This is a genomic window from Cellulomonas sp. HD19AZ1 (assembly GCF_004535805.1).
GTDB classification, from domain to species: Bacteria; Actinomycetota; Actinomycetes; order Actinomycetales; family Cellulomonadaceae; genus Cellulomonas; species Cellulomonas iranensis.
In genome coordinates this window covers 136,574-152,018 of record NZ_SPHX01000005.1, presented here as the reverse complement: position 1 = coordinate 152,018, position 15,445 = coordinate 136,574, and the positions used below count along the sequence as shown (strand labels likewise).

Annotated in this window: 13 protein-coding genes; 10 read left to right on the top strand and 3 right to left on the bottom strand. The window is 75.4% G+C overall.

Annotated features, from left to right (window positions below; genetic code table 11):
- The first annotated feature begins 14 nt into the window (after positions 1 to 14).
- From typA to E4A51_RS11795, 6 genes are all read left to right on the top strand, one after another.
- Complete coding sequence (gene typA / locus E4A51_RS11820) at positions 15 to 1,952, top strand: translational GTPase TypA (RefSeq protein ID WP_070319340.1); 1,938 nt, start codon at positions 15 to 17, stop codon at positions 1,950 to 1,952.
- Between the two features lie 23 nt (positions 1,953 to 1,975).
- A complete protein-coding gene (locus E4A51_RS11815; protein ID WP_070319341.1) occupies positions 1,976 to 3,730 on the top strand; it encodes a BCCT family transporter in 1,755 nt (584 codons plus the stop codon).
- Entirely contained in the window at positions 3,727 to 4,683 is a 957-nt protein-coding gene (locus E4A51_RS11810; protein ID WP_134851858.1) for a PIG-L family deacetylase, read from the top strand. The genes E4A51_RS11815 and E4A51_RS11810 overlap by 4 nt, the downstream gene beginning before the upstream one ends.
- Positions 4,684 to 4,688: 5 nt before the next feature.
- Positions 4,689 to 5,060 carry a hypothetical protein gene (locus E4A51_RS11805; protein ID WP_134851857.1) on the top strand — a complete coding sequence of 124 codons (372 nt, stop codon included), beginning with the start codon at positions 4,689 to 4,691 and terminating at the stop codon, positions 5,058 to 5,060.
- On the top strand, positions 5,057 to 5,548 hold the full coding sequence (locus E4A51_RS11800) for a flavin reductase family protein (RefSeq protein ID WP_240696455.1): 492 nt from the start codon (positions 5,057 to 5,059) through the stop codon (positions 5,546 to 5,548). Before E4A51_RS11805 ends, E4A51_RS11800 begins: the two co-directional genes overlap by 4 nt.
- A gap of 140 nt (positions 5,549 to 5,688) precedes the next feature.
- Positions 5,689 to 8,703, top strand: coding sequence for a VanW family protein (locus tag E4A51_RS11795; protein ID WP_134851855.1), 3,015 nt, complete (start codon positions 5,689 to 5,691; stop codon positions 8,701 to 8,703).
- Between the two features lie 25 nt (positions 8,704 to 8,728).
- On the opposite strand, the gene E4A51_RS11790 is transcribed toward E4A51_RS11795, so the two are convergent.
- Positions 8,729 to 9,103: a hypothetical protein gene (locus tag E4A51_RS11790; RefSeq protein ID WP_233421088.1), complete on the bottom strand. Its 375-nt coding sequence runs from the start codon at positions 9,101 to 9,103 to the stop codon at positions 8,729 to 8,731.
- A 94-nt stretch (positions 9,104 to 9,197) separates the two neighbouring features.
- On the opposite strand from E4A51_RS11790, the gene fdxA reads away from it, so the two are divergent.
- From fdxA to E4A51_RS11775, 3 genes are all read left to right on the top strand, one after another.
- Positions 9,198 to 9,524 carry a ferredoxin gene (gene fdxA / locus E4A51_RS11785; RefSeq protein ID WP_046530317.1) on the top strand — a complete coding sequence of 109 codons (327 nt, stop codon included), beginning with the start codon at positions 9,198 to 9,200 and terminating at the stop codon, positions 9,522 to 9,524.
- Positions 9,525 to 9,550: 26 nt separating this feature from the next.
- Positions 9,551 to 10,699, top strand: a complete 1,149-nt coding sequence (gene dapC / locus E4A51_RS11780; RefSeq protein WP_175578568.1) for a succinyldiaminopimelate transaminase — start codon at positions 9,551 to 9,553, stop codon at positions 10,697 to 10,699.
- A 229-nt stretch (positions 10,700 to 10,928) separates the two neighbouring features.
- Positions 10,929 to 12,239 carry a citrate synthase gene (locus tag E4A51_RS11775; protein ID WP_082131647.1) on the top strand — a complete coding sequence of 437 codons (1,311 nt, stop codon included), beginning with the start codon at positions 10,929 to 10,931 and terminating at the stop codon, positions 12,237 to 12,239.
- 34 nt (positions 12,240 to 12,273) lie between these two features.
- On the opposite strand, the gene E4A51_RS11770 is transcribed toward E4A51_RS11775, so the two are convergent.
- Both E4A51_RS11770 and dapD read right to left on the bottom strand, forming a co-directional pair.
- A complete protein-coding gene (locus E4A51_RS11770; protein ID WP_240696454.1) occupies positions 12,274 to 13,185 on the bottom strand; it encodes a hypothetical protein in 912 nt (303 codons plus the stop codon).
- 4 nt (positions 13,186 to 13,189) lie between these two features.
- Positions 13,190 to 14,185 carry a 2,3,4,5-tetrahydropyridine-2,6-dicarboxylate N-succinyltransferase gene (gene dapD / locus E4A51_RS11765; RefSeq protein WP_046530318.1) on the bottom strand — a complete coding sequence of 332 codons (996 nt, stop codon included), beginning with the start codon at positions 14,183 to 14,185 and terminating at the stop codon, positions 13,190 to 13,192.
- Between the two features lie 81 nt (positions 14,186 to 14,266).
- Between dapD and dapE the strand changes: the two genes are divergently transcribed.
- Positions 14,267 to 15,376, top strand: a complete 1,110-nt coding sequence (gene dapE / locus E4A51_RS11760; RefSeq protein WP_134851854.1) for a succinyl-diaminopimelate desuccinylase — start codon at positions 14,267 to 14,269, stop codon at positions 15,374 to 15,376.
- Positions 15,377 to 15,445: the final 69 nt, after the last annotated feature.

Genomic DNA, 15,445 nt, shown 5'->3' with positions numbered 1-15,445 from the left:
AGATGAGTACCCGCATGCCCGCCACCGACCAGGCCTCCGGCACGGCCGTCCGTTCCGACCTGCGCAACGTCGCGATCGTCGCGCACGTCGACCACGGCAAGACGACGCTCGTCGACGCGATGCTCTGGCAGTCCGGCGCGTTCGGCGCGCACGACCACGTGGACGAGCGGGCCATGGACTCGGGCGACCTCGAGCGCGAGAAGGGCATCACGATCCTCGCGAAGAACACCGCGGTCCGGTACGCCGGTCCCGCGGCCGCGAAGGTCGGGCAGCCCGACGGCATCACCATCAACGTCATCGACACGCCCGGGCACGCCGACTTCGGCGGCGAGGTCGAGCGCGGCCTGTCGATGGTCGACGGCGTCGTGCTGCTCGTCGACGCGTCCGAGGGGCCGCTGCCGCAGACGCGGTTCGTGCTGCGCAAGGCGCTCGCCGCGAAGCTCCCCGTCATCCTCGTCGTCAACAAGGTCGACCGCCCCGACGCGCGCATCGAGGAGGTCGTGCACGAGGCGACCGACCTGCTGCTCGGCCTGGCGTCCGACCTGCACGAGGAGGTCCCGGACCTCGACCTCGACGCGATCCTCGACGTGCCCGTGGTGTACGCCGCCGCCAAGGTCGGCAAGGCGTCGCTCGAGCAGCCCGCCGACGGCGGGCTGCCGGACAGCCCCGACCTCGAGCCGCTGTTCGCGACGATCCTCGAGAAGATCCCCGCGCCGTCGTACGACCCCACGGCGCCGCTGCAGGCGCACGTGACCAACCTCGACGCGTCGCCGTTCCTCGGGCGTCTCGCGCTGCTGCGCATCCACAACGGCACCCTGCGCAAGGGTCAGACCGTCGCGTGGGCCCGGCACGACGGCACGCTGCAGAACGTGCGCGTCACCGAGCTCCTCGAGACCAAGGCCCTCGACCGCGTGCCGACCGAGCAGGCGGGCCCGGGCGAGATCGTCGCCGTCGCCGGCATCGAGGACATCACGATCGGCGAGACGCTCACCGACCCCGACGACCCGCGCCCGCTGCCGCTCATCCAGGTCGACGACCCGGCGATCTCGATGACCATCGGGATCAACACGTCCCCGCTGGCCGGCAAGGGCGGCAAGGGCCACAAGGTCACGGCCCGCCAGGTGAAGGACCGCCTCGACCGCGAGCTCATCGGCAACGTGTCGCTGCGCGTGCTGCCCACCGAGCGTCCCGACGCGTGGGAGGTGCAGGGCCGCGGCGAGCTCGCGCTCGCGATCCTCGTCGAGCAGATGCGTCGTGAGGGCTTCGAGCTCACGGTCGGCAAGCCGCAGGTCGTCACCCGGACCATCGACGGCAAGGTGCACGAGCCCACCGAGCGCATGACGATCGACGTGCCCGAGGAGTACCTCGGCGCCGTCACGCAGCTCCTCGCGCAGCGCAAGGGCCGCATGGAGACGATGAGCAACCACGGCACCGGCTGGGTGCGCATGGAGTTCGTCGTGCCGGCGCGCGGCCTCATCGGCTTCCGCACGCGGTTCCTCACCGACACGCGCGGCACCGGCATCGCGTCGTCCATCGCCGAGGGCTACGAGCCGTGGGCCGGCCCGATCGAGACCCGCACCAACGGCTCGCTCGTCGCCGACCGTGCGGGCGTCGCGACGCCGTTCGCGATGCTCAACCTGCAGGACCGCGGCGTGTTCTTCGTCGACCCGACGTCCGAGGTGTACGAGGGCATGGTCGTCGGGGAGAACTCCCGCAACGACGACATGGACGTCAACATCACCAAGGAGAAGAAGCTCAACAACATCCGGTCGTCCACGTCGGAGTCGTTCGAGAACCTGGTGCCGCCGCGCAAGCTCACGCTCGAGGAGTCGCTCGAGTTCGCGCGCGAGGACGAGTGCGTCGAGGTCACCCCCGAGGTCGTGCGCATCCGCAAGGTCGTGCTCGACCAGACCGAGCGCGCACGTCAGACCGCACGCAACAAGCGGTCCTGACCCGCAGGGGCGAGGATGACGGCATGACGACGCCGACCGACGAACCCAGCGCCGCCACCCCCGCCCCGTCGCCGGCCACGTCCGGCGTGTCCCGCGTCTCCTGGCGCGTGTTCGCGCCCGCCGCCGCGGTGATCGTGCTGCTCGCGGGCCTGGCGATCCTCTTCCCGGACCGGGCGGAGTCGGTCGTGGAGGCCGTGCAGGCCGACGTCATCGGCGCGTTCGGCTGGTACTACGTGCTGATCGTCGCGGGCTTCGTGCTGTTCGCGCTGTGGATGGGGCTGAGCCGCTTCGGCGACATCATGCTCGGGGACGACGACGACGAGCCCGAGTTCTCGCTCGGGTCGTGGTTCTCGATGCTGTTCGCCGCGGGCATGGGCATCGGCCTGGTGTTCTGGGGCGTCGCCGAGCCGCTCAGCCACTACGCCGAGCCCAAGCCGGGGACGTCGGGCACGCCCGCCCAGCTCGCCGAGACGGCGATGGTGCAGACGTACCTGCACTGGGGCGTGCACGCGTGGTCGGTGTACGTCGTGGTGGGCCTGGCGCTCGCGTACGCGGTGCACCGCCGTGGCCGCCCCGTGTCGATGCGGTGGGCGCTCGAGCCGCTCGTGGGGGAGCGACGCGCCGCCGGGCGCCTGGGCGACGTGGTCGACGTGATCGCGGTCGTGGGCACGGTGTTCGGCCTCGCGACGTCGCTCGGCCTCGGCGTGCTGCAGATCGCCGGCGGCCTCGAGCACCTGGGTGTCGTGACCGCGTCGACCGGGCTCGAGGTCGTGCTCGTCGTCGCGATCATGGCCGTCGCGACGGTGTCGGTCGTGTCGGGCCTCGACAAGGGGCTCAAGTGGCTGTCGAACGTCAACGTCGCGCTCGCCGGGCTCCTCATGGTGTGCGTGCTCGCGCTCGGCCCGACGCTGTTCCTGCTGCGCGAGTTCGTGCAGTCGATCGGCGTGTACCTCGCGCGCGTGGTCCCGATGTCGTTCAACGTCAGCGCGTTCTCGGGCGCCGAGGGCGAGGCATGGCAGGCCGCCTGGACGACGTTCTACTGGGGCTGGTGGATCTCGTGGGCGCCCTTCGTCGGGGTGTTCATCGCGCGGATCTCGCGCGGCCGCACGGTCCGTGAGTTCGTCGTCGGCGTGCTCGGCGTGCCGGTCGTCGCGACGTTCCTGTGGTTCTCGGTGCTGGGCGGCTCCGCGCTGTGGACCGAGCTGTTCGGCGGCGGCGGCCTGGTCGGCGCCGACGGCCAGGTCGACCAGACGAACGCGTTGTTCGACCTGCTCGGGCGGCTGCCCGGCGGGGTCGCGCTGTCGGTGGGCGCGGTCGTGCTCATCGGTCTGTTCTTCGTCACGAGCGCGGACTCGGGCTCGTTCGTCGTCGCGATGCTGACGACCGGCGGCCACCCCTCGCCGCGCACGTGGACGCGCGTCGCGTGGTCGGCCGTGACGGCGCTGCTCGCGGCGTCGCTCCTGGTCGCGGGCGGCCTGGTGACGCTCCAGACGGCCGCCATCCTCATCGCGCTGCCGTTCTCGTTCGTCATGCTCGCGATGGTCGCCGCGACCGTCCGGGCGTTCCGCGCCGAGCACCACGCGCGCCTGGTCGCGGAGCGGCTCGCGCAGCGCGAGCTGCTCGAGGAGGCCATCGGCGAGGGCGTCGCCGCCGAGCGCGGCCGCCTCGTCGCGAGCGGCGCCAACCGCCGTGTCCGGAAGATGCTCGCGCAGCGCCGCGACGCGAGCGCTGCGGGCACCGGCGCGGGCGACGGCGAGAGCACGGAGGCCGACGCGTGAGCGGAGGGCTGCTGGCGGTGCACGCGCACCCCGACGACGAGTCGCTCGCGACCGGTGCGCTGCTCGCCACGTGGGCGGCCGCCGGTCGGCCCGTGACGGTCGTGACCGCCACGCGCGGCGAGCGGGGCGAGGTCATCGGGCAGCGGTGGGCGCACCTGCAGGGCGACGGCCCGGCGCTCGCGGAGCACCGCACGGGCGAGCTGGCGCAGGCGCTCGCGGCGCTCGGCGTGCAGGACCACGGGTTCCTCGACGAGGCCGTCGGCCAGGACGAGCGGTACGAGGACTCGGGCATGGCGTGGGTCGCCGCGGGGCGCGCGGGGGCCGCGGGCGACGCACCGCCCGGCGCGTTCGCGTTCGCGTCGCTCGAGGAGGCCGCGGAAGGGCTCGCACGCGTGCTGCGCTCGCGCCGCCCCGACGTCGTCGTGACGTACGAGCCCGGCGGCGGCTACGGGCACCCGGACCACGTGCGGACGCACGAGGTGACGGTGCGAGCGCTCGAGCTCGCGGCCCGCGGGGACGACCCGCTGTCGCCCGCGCACGTCGTGCCCGTCGCGCTGTGGGCCGTGACGGGCCGGGCGGCGCTGCGCCGCGCGCAGACCGCGCTCGCGGGCGAGGCCGTCCTCGCGGCCCTCGGGCCGGCGATCGAGGGGCTCACCCTGCCGGACCCGGCCGCCGAGCCGCCGTCGGTCGCCGTGCCGGACGACCAGGTCGACCTCGTGGTCGACGTCGCGCCGGTGCGCGCCCGCGTGCTGGCCGCGCTGCGCGCGCACGCGACGCAGGTGCAGGCCGTGCGGGCCGTCGACGGCGACGACGGCCTGGTCGGCTGCTACGCGCTGAGCAACGACGTGCTCGCCGCCGTCCCGACCGTCGAGGGCTACCGCTACGCACCCGGGAGCCTGCGCGCGCACGAGGCGGGGGTCGTCTGGCCCGCCGGTGTGCGGCCGGTAGCCTGAGCGCCGTGCCGCAGCTCACCGCCACCACCCTGGGCCGGACCGCCGCCTCGCTCGGCACGGGCCTGCTCGCCGGCGCCATCGGCACCGTCATGCACCGCTCGATCCGGCCGTGGGGGCTCGTGCTGTGCCTCGCCCTGGTGCTGGCCGTCGCGCTGACGACGCGCGCGTGGGCCGGCTGGCCCGCCTACGTCGCGGCCTCGGTGGGGGTGCTCGTCGCGGTGCAGGTGCTGTCGAGCGAGGGACCCGGGGGCGACGTGCTCGTGCCGGCCGGCGACGGCTGGGGCTGGGCGTGGGTGATCGGCGCGGTGGTCGCGCTGGGGGCGGTCGCGCTCGTGCCGCGGCGATGGGTCGAGGACACGCCGCCGGACGCGCCGTGACGGACCTCGAGCCCGCGGACTACCGCGCGGTCGCGGCCCGGCTCGCGGCCGGCGTCGTCGTGGTGACGGCGGTCCGGCACGGCGTCGCGCACGCCGCGACCGTCTCGTCGGTCGCGTCGGTGTCGCTCGAGCCGCCGATGCTGCTCTTCTGCGTGCACGTCGACGCGCGGCTGCGCGACGTGCTGGACGGCACGGACGCGTGGGCCGTGTCGGTGCTCGCGGACGGTCAGGCGGACGTGGCCGACTGGCTCGCCTCGCCGGGGCGCCCGGCGGTCGGCCAGCTCGACCGGGTCGCGCACGTGCCGGCGCCCGTGTCGGGTGCCCCGTGGCTCGACGGCGCGGCCGCGTGGTTCGACTGCCGCACCGAGGCCGTGCACGGCGCGGGTGACCACGACGTCGTGGTCGGGCGCGTGGTCGCCGCCCGCGAGGGTGCGCCCGACGCCGGGGCCCTGGTCCACCTGCGCGGTCGGCTCCGCGGCGTGCGCTGACCGGCCGACGGGTGGCCGGCGTGGGCCGAGGCGTGCCGCGCGCGGCGCCCGCGCGGGCGAGGGCCCGTGCGCGGGTGCCGCGGCCGTAGAATCGCCGCGCGCGCGGAACGCGCGCGCCCAAGCACCACCTCGGGGGATCGATGACGCACGGGACCGACCGCGACGGACCGGACGAGCGCACGGCGGGCGACACCGCCGTGCCCGGGCCGCGTGAGGACGGGGTCGTGGGCGAGCGCACCGACGGCCTCGACGGCGACGCGCAGGCGGCGGGTACCCCCGGGCGCGACGAGCCCGCGGACGCCACGGTGGCGCATGACGTGCCGGCAGGCGGGACGTCAGCCTCCGTCGAGCCCGCGAACACCACGCCCGCGGACGACGATGGTGAGCGCGCGGCGCCCACCGGCGGAGCGAGCGACCCTGAGCCTGCCGTGCGTCGCAGCCTCGCGCCCGAGCCCGCCGCGCCGCTGACGGCCTGGCCCTCGTGGGACGACGTCGCGGTGACCGCCCCGCCGGCCGACGAGCCGACCGCCGACGGGCCGGCCGCCGACGAGCCGACCGCCGACGCTCCGGAGCGCGACGGGTCTGCCCGGTCCGACGGCGCGGGCACCGGCCCGGACGTCGCCGCGCGCCCCGCCGACGCACCCGACGTCGCGCCCGGCAGCGCGCCGTCCGAGCGGCGGGAGGAGACCGCCGCGCCCGCGCCCGCGGAGCCTGCCCCCGCCGCGGATCCTGACCCCTCCGCGGCGCCCGCCCCCGCCGCGGCGCCCGCCCCCGCCGCCGGTCCGCTGGACCTGTCGGCTCTCGCGTTCGCCGCGCTCAACGCGGCGGCGGTCGGCGTGCCCGCGCACGCGCTGCCCCGCAGCCCGCTGGCCGAGGACGGCTCCCGTGTCACCGTCACGCCCGGGGACCCCACGAGCGCCACGCCCGCCGGACCGGCCACCGACGACGTCGTGCCGGCTGACGACGCCCCCGACGGGACGGTCGCGGACGTGACCTCGCGCAGCGCCGACGTGCCGCGCGAGGGCGCCGCCGCGGAGGACGCCCCCGCTGCCGACGACGCGCCCGCTGCCGCCGTCCCCGTTGCCGACGACGCGCGGGCTGCTTCCGCTTCCGAAGGTGCAGACACGGCCGGCGACGACCCGGCCGGCGACGACCCGGCAGCCGACGACCCGGCCACCGACGACGCGGCAGCCGACGACGCGGCAGCCGACGACCCGGTGGCCGCTGCCGCCGCGACGACGGCGCCCGCGCCCGCCGGCGCGACGAGCCCGCCCGACGCCACCGCGGTGCTGCCGCCGGTCGTGGACGACGACGCGGCGCGCACCACGGCGTGGCCCGCGACCGCCCAGGGCGCGGGCGTCGCGCCGGGATCACCGGGAGGACCCGTCGTGCGCACGTCCGTCACCGAGCGCGAGGGCTCGCCACTCGACGGCTTCGAGGAGGAGACGCGCCGGCGGCGCTGGCCGCGCGCGCTCGCGATCGTCGGCGGCGTCGTCGTGCTGCTCGTCGGCGGCTACGTCGGGGCGTCGTACGCCCTCGCCGACCGGGTGCCGCGGGGTGCGACCGTGGCCGGCGTGGAGATCGGCGGCATGACGGCGGACGAGGCCGAGAAGGCCCTCGTCGACGGTCTCGCGGACCGCACCGCCGGACCGGTGCCGGTCGTCGCGCAGGACGTCCAGGCGGAGCTCGACCCCGCGACGGCCGGTCTCGCGCTCGACGCGCCCGCGACGGTCGCCCGCCTCACGGGCGTGGACCTCACGCAGCCGGTCCGGCTGTGGCGCCAGCTGGTCGGCGTGCGCGAGCAGCCGCCCGTGTCCCGGGTGGACGACACCGCGCTCGAGGGTGCGCTCACCGAGCTGTCCGGGTCGCTCGTCCTCGCGCCCGTCGACGGCACCGTCGTGTTCGCCGACGGCGCCCCGCACGCGACCGAGGCGGTCGACGGCTGGGACCTCGACGTCACCGCCGCGGCCGACGTGCTCGCGGACGGCTGGCTCACGCAGCCGACGCCCGTCGAGCTCCCGACGACGGTCGTCGAGCCCGCCATCACGCAGGCGGAGACCGACCGCGTGCTCACGCAGGTCGCGCAGCCGCTCGCCGCCGCCCCGGTCACGGTGCAGGTGGCGGACCGGCAGGCGACCCTCGACGTCGCGACGCTCACCGCGAACGCGTCCTTCGCGCCGGTGGACGGCACGCTCGAGCTGCAGCTCGACGGCCAGGCGCTGACCGACGCGATGCTGTCCCAGCTGCCGGACCTGCTCACGACGGCGTCCGACGCGCGCTTCGAGTTCCAGGACGGCGCGCCCGTGATCGTCCCGGGCGTCGCCGGCACGACGCTGGACCCGGCGGGCGTGGCGTCGGCCGTCGCGACGGCCGCGACGTCGGGGACGGGCAACCGTCTCGCGACGGTGGACCTGGTCGAGAGCGACCCCGCGGAGACGACGGCCGCGCTCGAGGCGCTCGGCGTCAAGGAGGTCGTGTCGGAGTTCTCGACGCCCCTGACGAGCGAGCCGCGCCGCACGTCGAACATCTCGACGGGGCTGCGCAACATCACCGGGACGCTCGTGCGGCCGGGGGAGACGTTCAGCCTGACGGAGGCGCTCGGCCCGGTGGACGCCGCGCACGGGTTCGTGCAGGCCGGTGCGATCGTCAACGGCGAGCACGCCGACGCGTGGGGCGGCGGCCTGTCGCAGGTGTCGACCACGACGTACAACGCGGCGTACTTCGCGGGCTTCGAGGACGTCGAGCACACGCCGCACTCGGAGTGGTTCCAGCGGTACCCCGAGGGTCGTGAGGCCACGATCTTCACGGGCGTGATCGACATGAAGTGGAAGAACAACACGCCGTACGGCGCACTCGTGCAGGGGTACGTGGCCGACGGTCGCGCGACCGTGCGCATCTGGAGCACCAAGCACTTCACGGTCGAGACCGAGAAGAGCGGCCGCTCGGGCGTCGTCTCGCCGACGACCGTGTACTCGCAGTCGGCGACGTGCCAGCCGCAGAGCGCCGGCAACCCCGGCTTCACGGTGACGAACACGCGCCGCGTGTACCTCGCGGGCGAGCTGGTCGACACCGAGTCGAGGACCTGGCGGTACAAGCCGCAGAACCGCGTGGTGTGCGGCAGCCCGCCGGCGCCGGGGGCGCCCGCGACGCCCTGACGTGCGGACGGCCCGGACCGGCGGCTCAGGCCGAGCGGTCCGGGCCGTCGTCGTCCGCGCGGCCGTGGTCGTGGCCGTCGTCGTGCCGCACGTCCGCGCCGACCTCGTGCCGGGCGTCCGCGCCGCCGGGGGCGGCTGCTCGCGGCGCGCGCCGGGGCGGGGCGGGCGGCACGGTCTTCGCGCGCACGACCGCCGCGGCGGGCACGTGGACGTCGCCGCGGCGCGTGCGCACCGTGAGCCCGGCGTCGTCCACGGCGAGCACGTCGCCGAGGACGTCGGTGAACGGCGGCTCGCCGCCGTGCAGCGTGCCGGTCGGCGCACCGGCGGGCAGGTCGTCCCGCAGCCGACGCACGACGACGCGCGTCCCGGGGGTCCAGTCCCGCCACGTGGCGCGCCTCACGTCGTGCACCGCGTGTCGGGGGTTGGACGGGGGCTCGTCGGGACGGTCACGTGGGGGATACTAGGTCGACCGCTGCACCCGTGGAGGACCCGCCGTGACGTATGTGATCGCCGAACCCTGCGTGGACGTCAAGGACAAGGCGTGCATCGAGGAGTGTCCGGTCGACTGCATCTACGAGGGCAAGCGGTCGCTGTACATCCACCCCGACGAGTGCGTGGACTGCGGCGCCTGCGAGCCGGTGTGCCCGGTCGAGGCCATCTACTACGAGGACGACGTCCCCGAGCAGTGGTCGTCGTACTACGAGGCCAACGTGCACTTCTTCGACGAGATCGGCTCGCCCGGCGGCGCCGCGAAGATGGGTGAGATCGCGCACGACCACCCGATCATCGCCACGCTGCCGCTGCGCGTGCACGGCGACTGACGCCGCGCACCGCGGACGACGCGCACGTGGGACTGCTGACCGGCGCGCTGCCGGACTTCCCGTGGGACTCGCTCGTGCCGCTGGCCGATCTGGCCCGCGCGCACCCCGACGGCATCGTCGACCTGTCGGTCGGCACGCCCGTCGACCCGACGCCCGCGGTCGTGCGCGACGCGCTCGCCGCGGCCGCCGACGCGCCGGGGTACCCGACGACGCACGGCACGCGCGCGCTGCGCGAGGCGGTCGTCGACTGGTTCGCGCGCCGGCGCGGCGTGCCGGGCCTGGACCCGGACGCGGTGCTGCCGACGGTGGGCTCGAAGGAGCTCGTCGCGCTGCTGCCGTCCCTGCTGGGCCTGGGGGCGGGCGACGTCGTGCTGCACCCCGCCACGGCGTACCCGACGTACGACGTCGGTGCGCGGCTGGCGGGCGCGACGCCCGTGCCCGTCGAGGATCCGGCGGCCGTGCTGGCGCAGCGTGACGACGTGCGCCTCGTGTGGCTGAACTCGCCGGGCAACCCGGACGGGTCGGTGCTGGACGTGGCGCAGCTGCGGGCCGTGGTGGACGCGGCGCGGGCCGCGCAGGCGCGCACGGGCCGACCGGTCGTCGTGGCGTCGGACGAGTGCTACGCCGAGCTCGCGTGGGACGCGCCGTGGGCGACGGACGGCGTGCCGAGCGTGCTGGACCCGCGGGTCACGGGCGGCGACACCGCCGGGCTGCTCGCGGTGTACTCGCTGTCCAAGCAGTCGAACCTCGCGGGCTACCGGGCCGCGTTCGTCGCGGGCGACGGCGCGCTGGTCGCGGGTCTGCTCGAGACGCGCAAGCACGCGGGGATGATCGTGCCGGCCCCCGTGCAGGCGGCGATGACGGTCGCGCTCGGGGACGACGCGCACGTCGCGGAGCAGCGCGAGCGCTACCGGCGCCGGCGGGGTGCCCTGCGGGCCGGTCTCGAGGCCGCGGGGTACGTCGTCGACCGCTCGCACGCGGGCCTGTACCTGTGGGTGCGGCCCGACGGCGGGTTCCAGGACTCGTGGACGACGGTGCGGGACCTCGCGTCGCTGGGCGTGCTGGTGGCGCCCGGCGCGTTCTACGGCGCGGCGGCCGCGGGTCACGTGCGGGTCGCGCTGACGGCGTCCGACGAGCGCGTCGCGCAGGCCGCGGCCAGGCTGTCCGGCGCGTGAGCCGGCGGGTCGCGCGTCGCGTGCGCGCGGCGCGCGGCCCGACGCCCTACCCCCTGTGAGGCGTGTCACATACGGACCAAGGTCCGTTCGCACGGTCGTCAGGACGCCGGATTCGCAGGTACCGTCACTGCGGGCCGACGAGGGTCACCACCGCGCGCCGGCCACCGAAGATGGTCGCGGCGCACCCGCCGGGGCCGGTCGCACGCTCGTCGGCGCAGGAAGGAACACCATGTCGGACGTCGTCACCGCACCGGTGCAGGCCCCCGTCCAGCTCGTGGTCGGCGGGGAGGCCCACGACCTGCCCGTGGTCCCCGCGACCGAGGGCAACGACGGCATCGTCGTCTCGTCGCTGCTGCGCGACACCGGCATGGTCACCGTGGACCCCGGGTTCATGAACACCGCGTCCTGCGAGTCGCAGATCACCTACATCGACGGCGACGCGGGCATCCTGCGCTACCGCGGCTACCCGATCGAGCAGCTCGCCGAGCACTCGTCGTTCCTCGAGGTCGCGTACCTGCTCATCAACGGCGAGCTGCCGACGCCCGACGCGCTCAGCTCGTTCGAGGAGCGCGTCAACCGGCACACGCTCGTCCACGAGGACTTCCGCACGTTCCTCGGCTCGTTCCCGCGCGGCGCGCACCCGATGACGGTCATGGCGTCGGCGCTCAACGCGCTGTCGACGTTCTACCCGGAGTCGCTCGACCCGTTCGACCCCGAGACGGTCGAGCTCGCGACGGTCCTCATCCTCGCCAAGACGCGCACGATCACGTCCTACGTGCACCGCACCGCCAAGGGTGAGCCGCTGCTGTACCCGGACTACTCGCGCGGGTACGTCGAGGACTTCCTACGCATGACGTTCGCGGTGCCCTACCAGCAGTGGGACCCGGACCCGGTCGTCGTCAACGCGCTCGACAAGCTGCTGATCCTGCACGCCGACCACGAGCAGAACTGCTCGACGTCGACCGTCCGCATCGTCGGCTCGAGCCACGCCAACGTGTACGCGTCGGTCGCGGCCGGCATCAACGCGCTCTCGGGCCCGCTGCACGGCGGCGCGAACGAGGCCGTGCTGCGCATGCTCGACCAGATCAAGGCGAACGGCGGCGACGCCACCGACTTCATGCGCCGCGTGAAGAACAAGGAGGACGGCGTCCGCCTCATGGGCTTCGGCCACCGGGTCTACAAGAACTACGACCCGCGTGCCGCGATCGTGAAGCAGAGCGCCCACGAGGTGCTGCAGGCGCTCGGCAGCACCGACGAGCTGCTCGACATCGCGATGGGCCTCGAGGAGATCGCGCTGCACGACGACTACTTCGTCTCGCGCAAGCTGTACCCGAACGTCGACTTCTACACGGGTCTGATCTACAAGGCGATGGGCTTCTCGGAGCAGATGTTCACGCCGCTGTTCGCGCTGGGCCGCATGCCCGGCTGGATCGCCCAGTGGCGCGAGATGATGAACGACCCGCAGACCAAGATCGGGCGCCCGCGCCAGGTCTACACGGGCGCCACCGAGCGCGCGTACGTGCCCGTCACCGACCGCTGACGGTGGGCGGCGCCCGCGTGCCGGGCGCCGCGGGTCAGCCCGTGACCGTCACCCGCACCTGACCGGTCGGCAGCGCGGGCGCACCGGTCGGGCGCCACGTCGGGTCCGCGCGCGACCACCGCTGGTCGGCGACGGTCACCGCGTCGGCCCCCGTGTCGCGCGCGACCGCGACGGCCCACTGCGCGAGCCCCCACGCGGCGCGCGGCACGTCCTGCGGCGCGATCGAGGTCGCGTCGAGGTCGACCGTCGACGCCGTGCCCTCCGGTCCGTCCGCGAGCGTCACCACGGCGGGCAGGTCGCCCCAGTCCCGCGCGACGCGGTCGGTGACGGGCCCGGTGCCGGTCGGCGTCGCGACGGGCCGCAGCGTGCAGCGCAGCGCGGCGGGCGAGAAGCCGGTCAGCGCCGAGGCCCACGCGCGCGACCGGGCCTCGTGCTGCGCGTACGCGTCGGGGAAGCCGCTGCGCTGCACGGCCTGCGCGGCCTGCGTGACCGGCATGTCCTGGTAGCCCGCGACCTTCTCGAGCCCGTCGTAGAACTTGGTCGTCGAGTAGACGGGGTCCATGATCTGCTCGACCGTGCCCCAGCCCTGCGACGGGCGCTGCTGGAACAGCCCGATCGAGTCGCGGTCGCCGTAGTCGATGTTCTCGAGGCGCGACTCCTGCAGCGCGGTCGCGAGGCCGATGGTCACGGCGCGCGCGGGCAGGCCGCGCCGCACGGCGAGCGACGAGACGAGCGCGGCGTTCTGCGCCTGGTCGGGGCTCAGGCTCCAGTCGGTGCCGTCGAGGTGCGCCACGCAGCGCTCGGCGACGGGGCGCTCCGGGCGGGCGCGGTCGAGCAGCGCGACGGCCCCCGCGACGCCCAGCCCCACGACGAGCACCGCGAGGACGGCGACGCCGAGCGCGGGCAGGCAGCCGCCACGACGACGGCGCCTGCGGGGTCGGGCCACGGCGTCAGTTCGCGTGCAGGGCCGCGTTGAGGTGCACCCCGGCGCCCGACCGCGCGACGGCCTCGACCTCGCCCGTGCGCGAGTTGCGGCGGAACAGCACGTTGTCGGCCCCGGCCAGCGCACGGGCCTTCACGACGCGCGCGTCGCCGTCGTCGACGGCGCCCTCGACGTCGAACCCGACGAGCCGCACCTTGGTGCCGGCCGTCACGTAGAGCCCCGCCTCGACCACGCAGTCGTCGCCGAGCGGGATGCCGAGGCCCGAGTTGGCGCCCAGCAGCGAGCGCTCACCGATCGACACGACCTCGCGGCCACCGCCGGACAGCGTGCCCATGATCGACGCGCCGCCGCCGACGTCCGACCCGTCGCCGACGACGACGCCGGCCGAGATGCGGCCCTCGACCATCGACGTGCCCAGCGTGCCCGCGTTGAAGTTGACGAACCCCTCGTGCATGACGGTCGTGCCCGGTGCGAGGTGGGCGCCCAGCCGGACGCGGTCGGCGTCCGCCACGCGCACGCCCGACGGCAGCACGTAGTCGACCATGCGCGGGAACTTGTCGACGCCGTACACGGTCGCCGGCGTGCCGGTGGCGGCGCGCAGCCGCAGCCGGGTGGCCTCGAAGTCCTCGACCGCGCACGGGCCCCGGTCGGTCCACACGACGTTCGGCAGCACCGCGAACAGGCCGTCGAGGTTCTGCCCGTGCGGTGCGACGAGCCGGTGCGAGAGCAGGTGCAGGCGCAGGTAGGCGTCGGCCGTGCCGGCGGGGGGCGCGTCGAGGTCGACGACGGTCGCGACGAGGCGCACGTGCACGCGGCGCGCGGCGTCGTGGCGCTCGCACGCCGCGAGGTCGGCCGGCGCGTGCTCGTGCACGGACGCCGCGTCGTCGGCGACGAGGGACGCGGGCGGCTCGCCCAGGGCGGGGGTCGGGTACCAGACGTCGAGGGTCGTGCCGGACTCGGTGACGGTGGCCAGGCCGAGGCCCCAGGCCGTGCGGTCGGTCATGGCGCCAGCCTACGGCGCGGCCCCGTCCGCGCGGCGGCCCGTCCGCGGTGCGGGAGCGGACGGACGCGTAGGGTCGGCGCCGTGGCTGCCGACGACCTGCTCGACCTGTCCGCCGACGTCGTGACGCTCACGCGCCAGGTGTGCGACCTGCCGTCCGTGAGCGGTGACGAGACGCGCCTCGCGGACGCGGTCGAGGCCGCGCTGCGCGCGCACCCGCACCTGGAGGTGCTGCGCGACGGCGACACCGTGGTCGCACGCACGCACCTGGGGCGCGAGCGTCGCGTGGTCGTCGCGGGCCACCTCGACACGGTGCCGCTCGCGGGGAACCTGCCGACGCGCCTCGAGGGTGACGTGCTGTGGGGCCGGGGCACGGTGGACATGAAGGGCGGCGTGGCGGTCGCGCTGTCGCTCGCCGCGTCGCTCACCGCTCCCGTGCACGACGTGACGTGGGTGTTCTACGACCACGAGGAGGTCGCGTCCGAGCTGAACGGCCTGGGCCGCGTCGTGCGGCACCACCCCGAGTGGCTCGCCGCGGACTTCGCGGTGCTCGGCGAGCCCAGCGACGGCGGTCTCGAGGGCGGCTGCAACGGCACGCTGCGCGTCGAGGTGCGGCTGGCGGGCGTCGCGGCGCACTCGGCGCGCGCGTGGGTCGGCGTCAACGCGGTGCACGCCGCGGGCGAGGTGCTGCGCCGGCTCGAGGCGTACGAGCCCGCGACGGTCGAGGTCGACGGGCTCGCGTACCGCGAGAGCCTCAACGCGGTCCTCATCAGCGGCGGCGTCGCGACCAACGTCATCCCCGACGCGTGCGTCGTCACGGTCAACTACCGGTTCGCGCCGTCGCGGTCGGTCGACGAGGCCGTGGCGCACGTGCGCGACCTGTTCGCGGGCTACGACGTCGAGGTCACCGACGCGGCCGCGGGCGCCCGCCCCGGGCTCGACGCGCCTGCCGCGCAGGACTTCGCGGCCGCGGTCCTCGCGGTGACCGGGGGCAGCCCGGCGCCCAAGTACGGCTGGACGGACGTCGCGCGGTTCAGCGAGCTCGGGGTGCCCGCCGTGAACTTCGGGCCCGGCGACCCGCTGCTCGCCCACAAGGACGACGAGCGCGTGCCCGTCGCGCAGATCGAGCTGTGCCACCGCGCGCTGCGCACGTGGCTCACGGGCGAGCAGCCGGACGCCCCCGGCACGGCCTGACGCGGCGTCCCCGGGCCTGCGGCGAGCGGCGCGCTTCCCCCCGCGACGCGTCCCACCTGCACCTAGGCT

Coding starts and splice junctions, on each gene's coding strand:
- E4A51_RS11775 (WP_082131647.1), top strand. CDS start 10,929: ATGTCGGACGTCGTCACCGCACCGGTGCAGGCCCCCGTCCAGCTCGTG.
- E4A51_RS11795 (WP_134851855.1), top strand. CDS start 5,689: ATGACGCACGGGACCGACCGCGACGGACCGGACGAGCGCACGGCGGGC.
- E4A51_RS11815 (WP_070319341.1), top strand. CDS start 1,976: ATGACGACGCCGACCGACGAACCCAGCGCCGCCACCCCCGCCCCGTCG.
- dapD (WP_046530318.1), bottom strand. CDS start 14,185: ATGACCGACCGCACGGCCTGGGGCCTCGGCCTGGCCACCGTCACCGAG.
- typA (WP_070319340.1), top strand. CDS start 15: ATGCCCGCCACCGACCAGGCCTCCGGCACGGCCGTCCGTTCCGACCTG.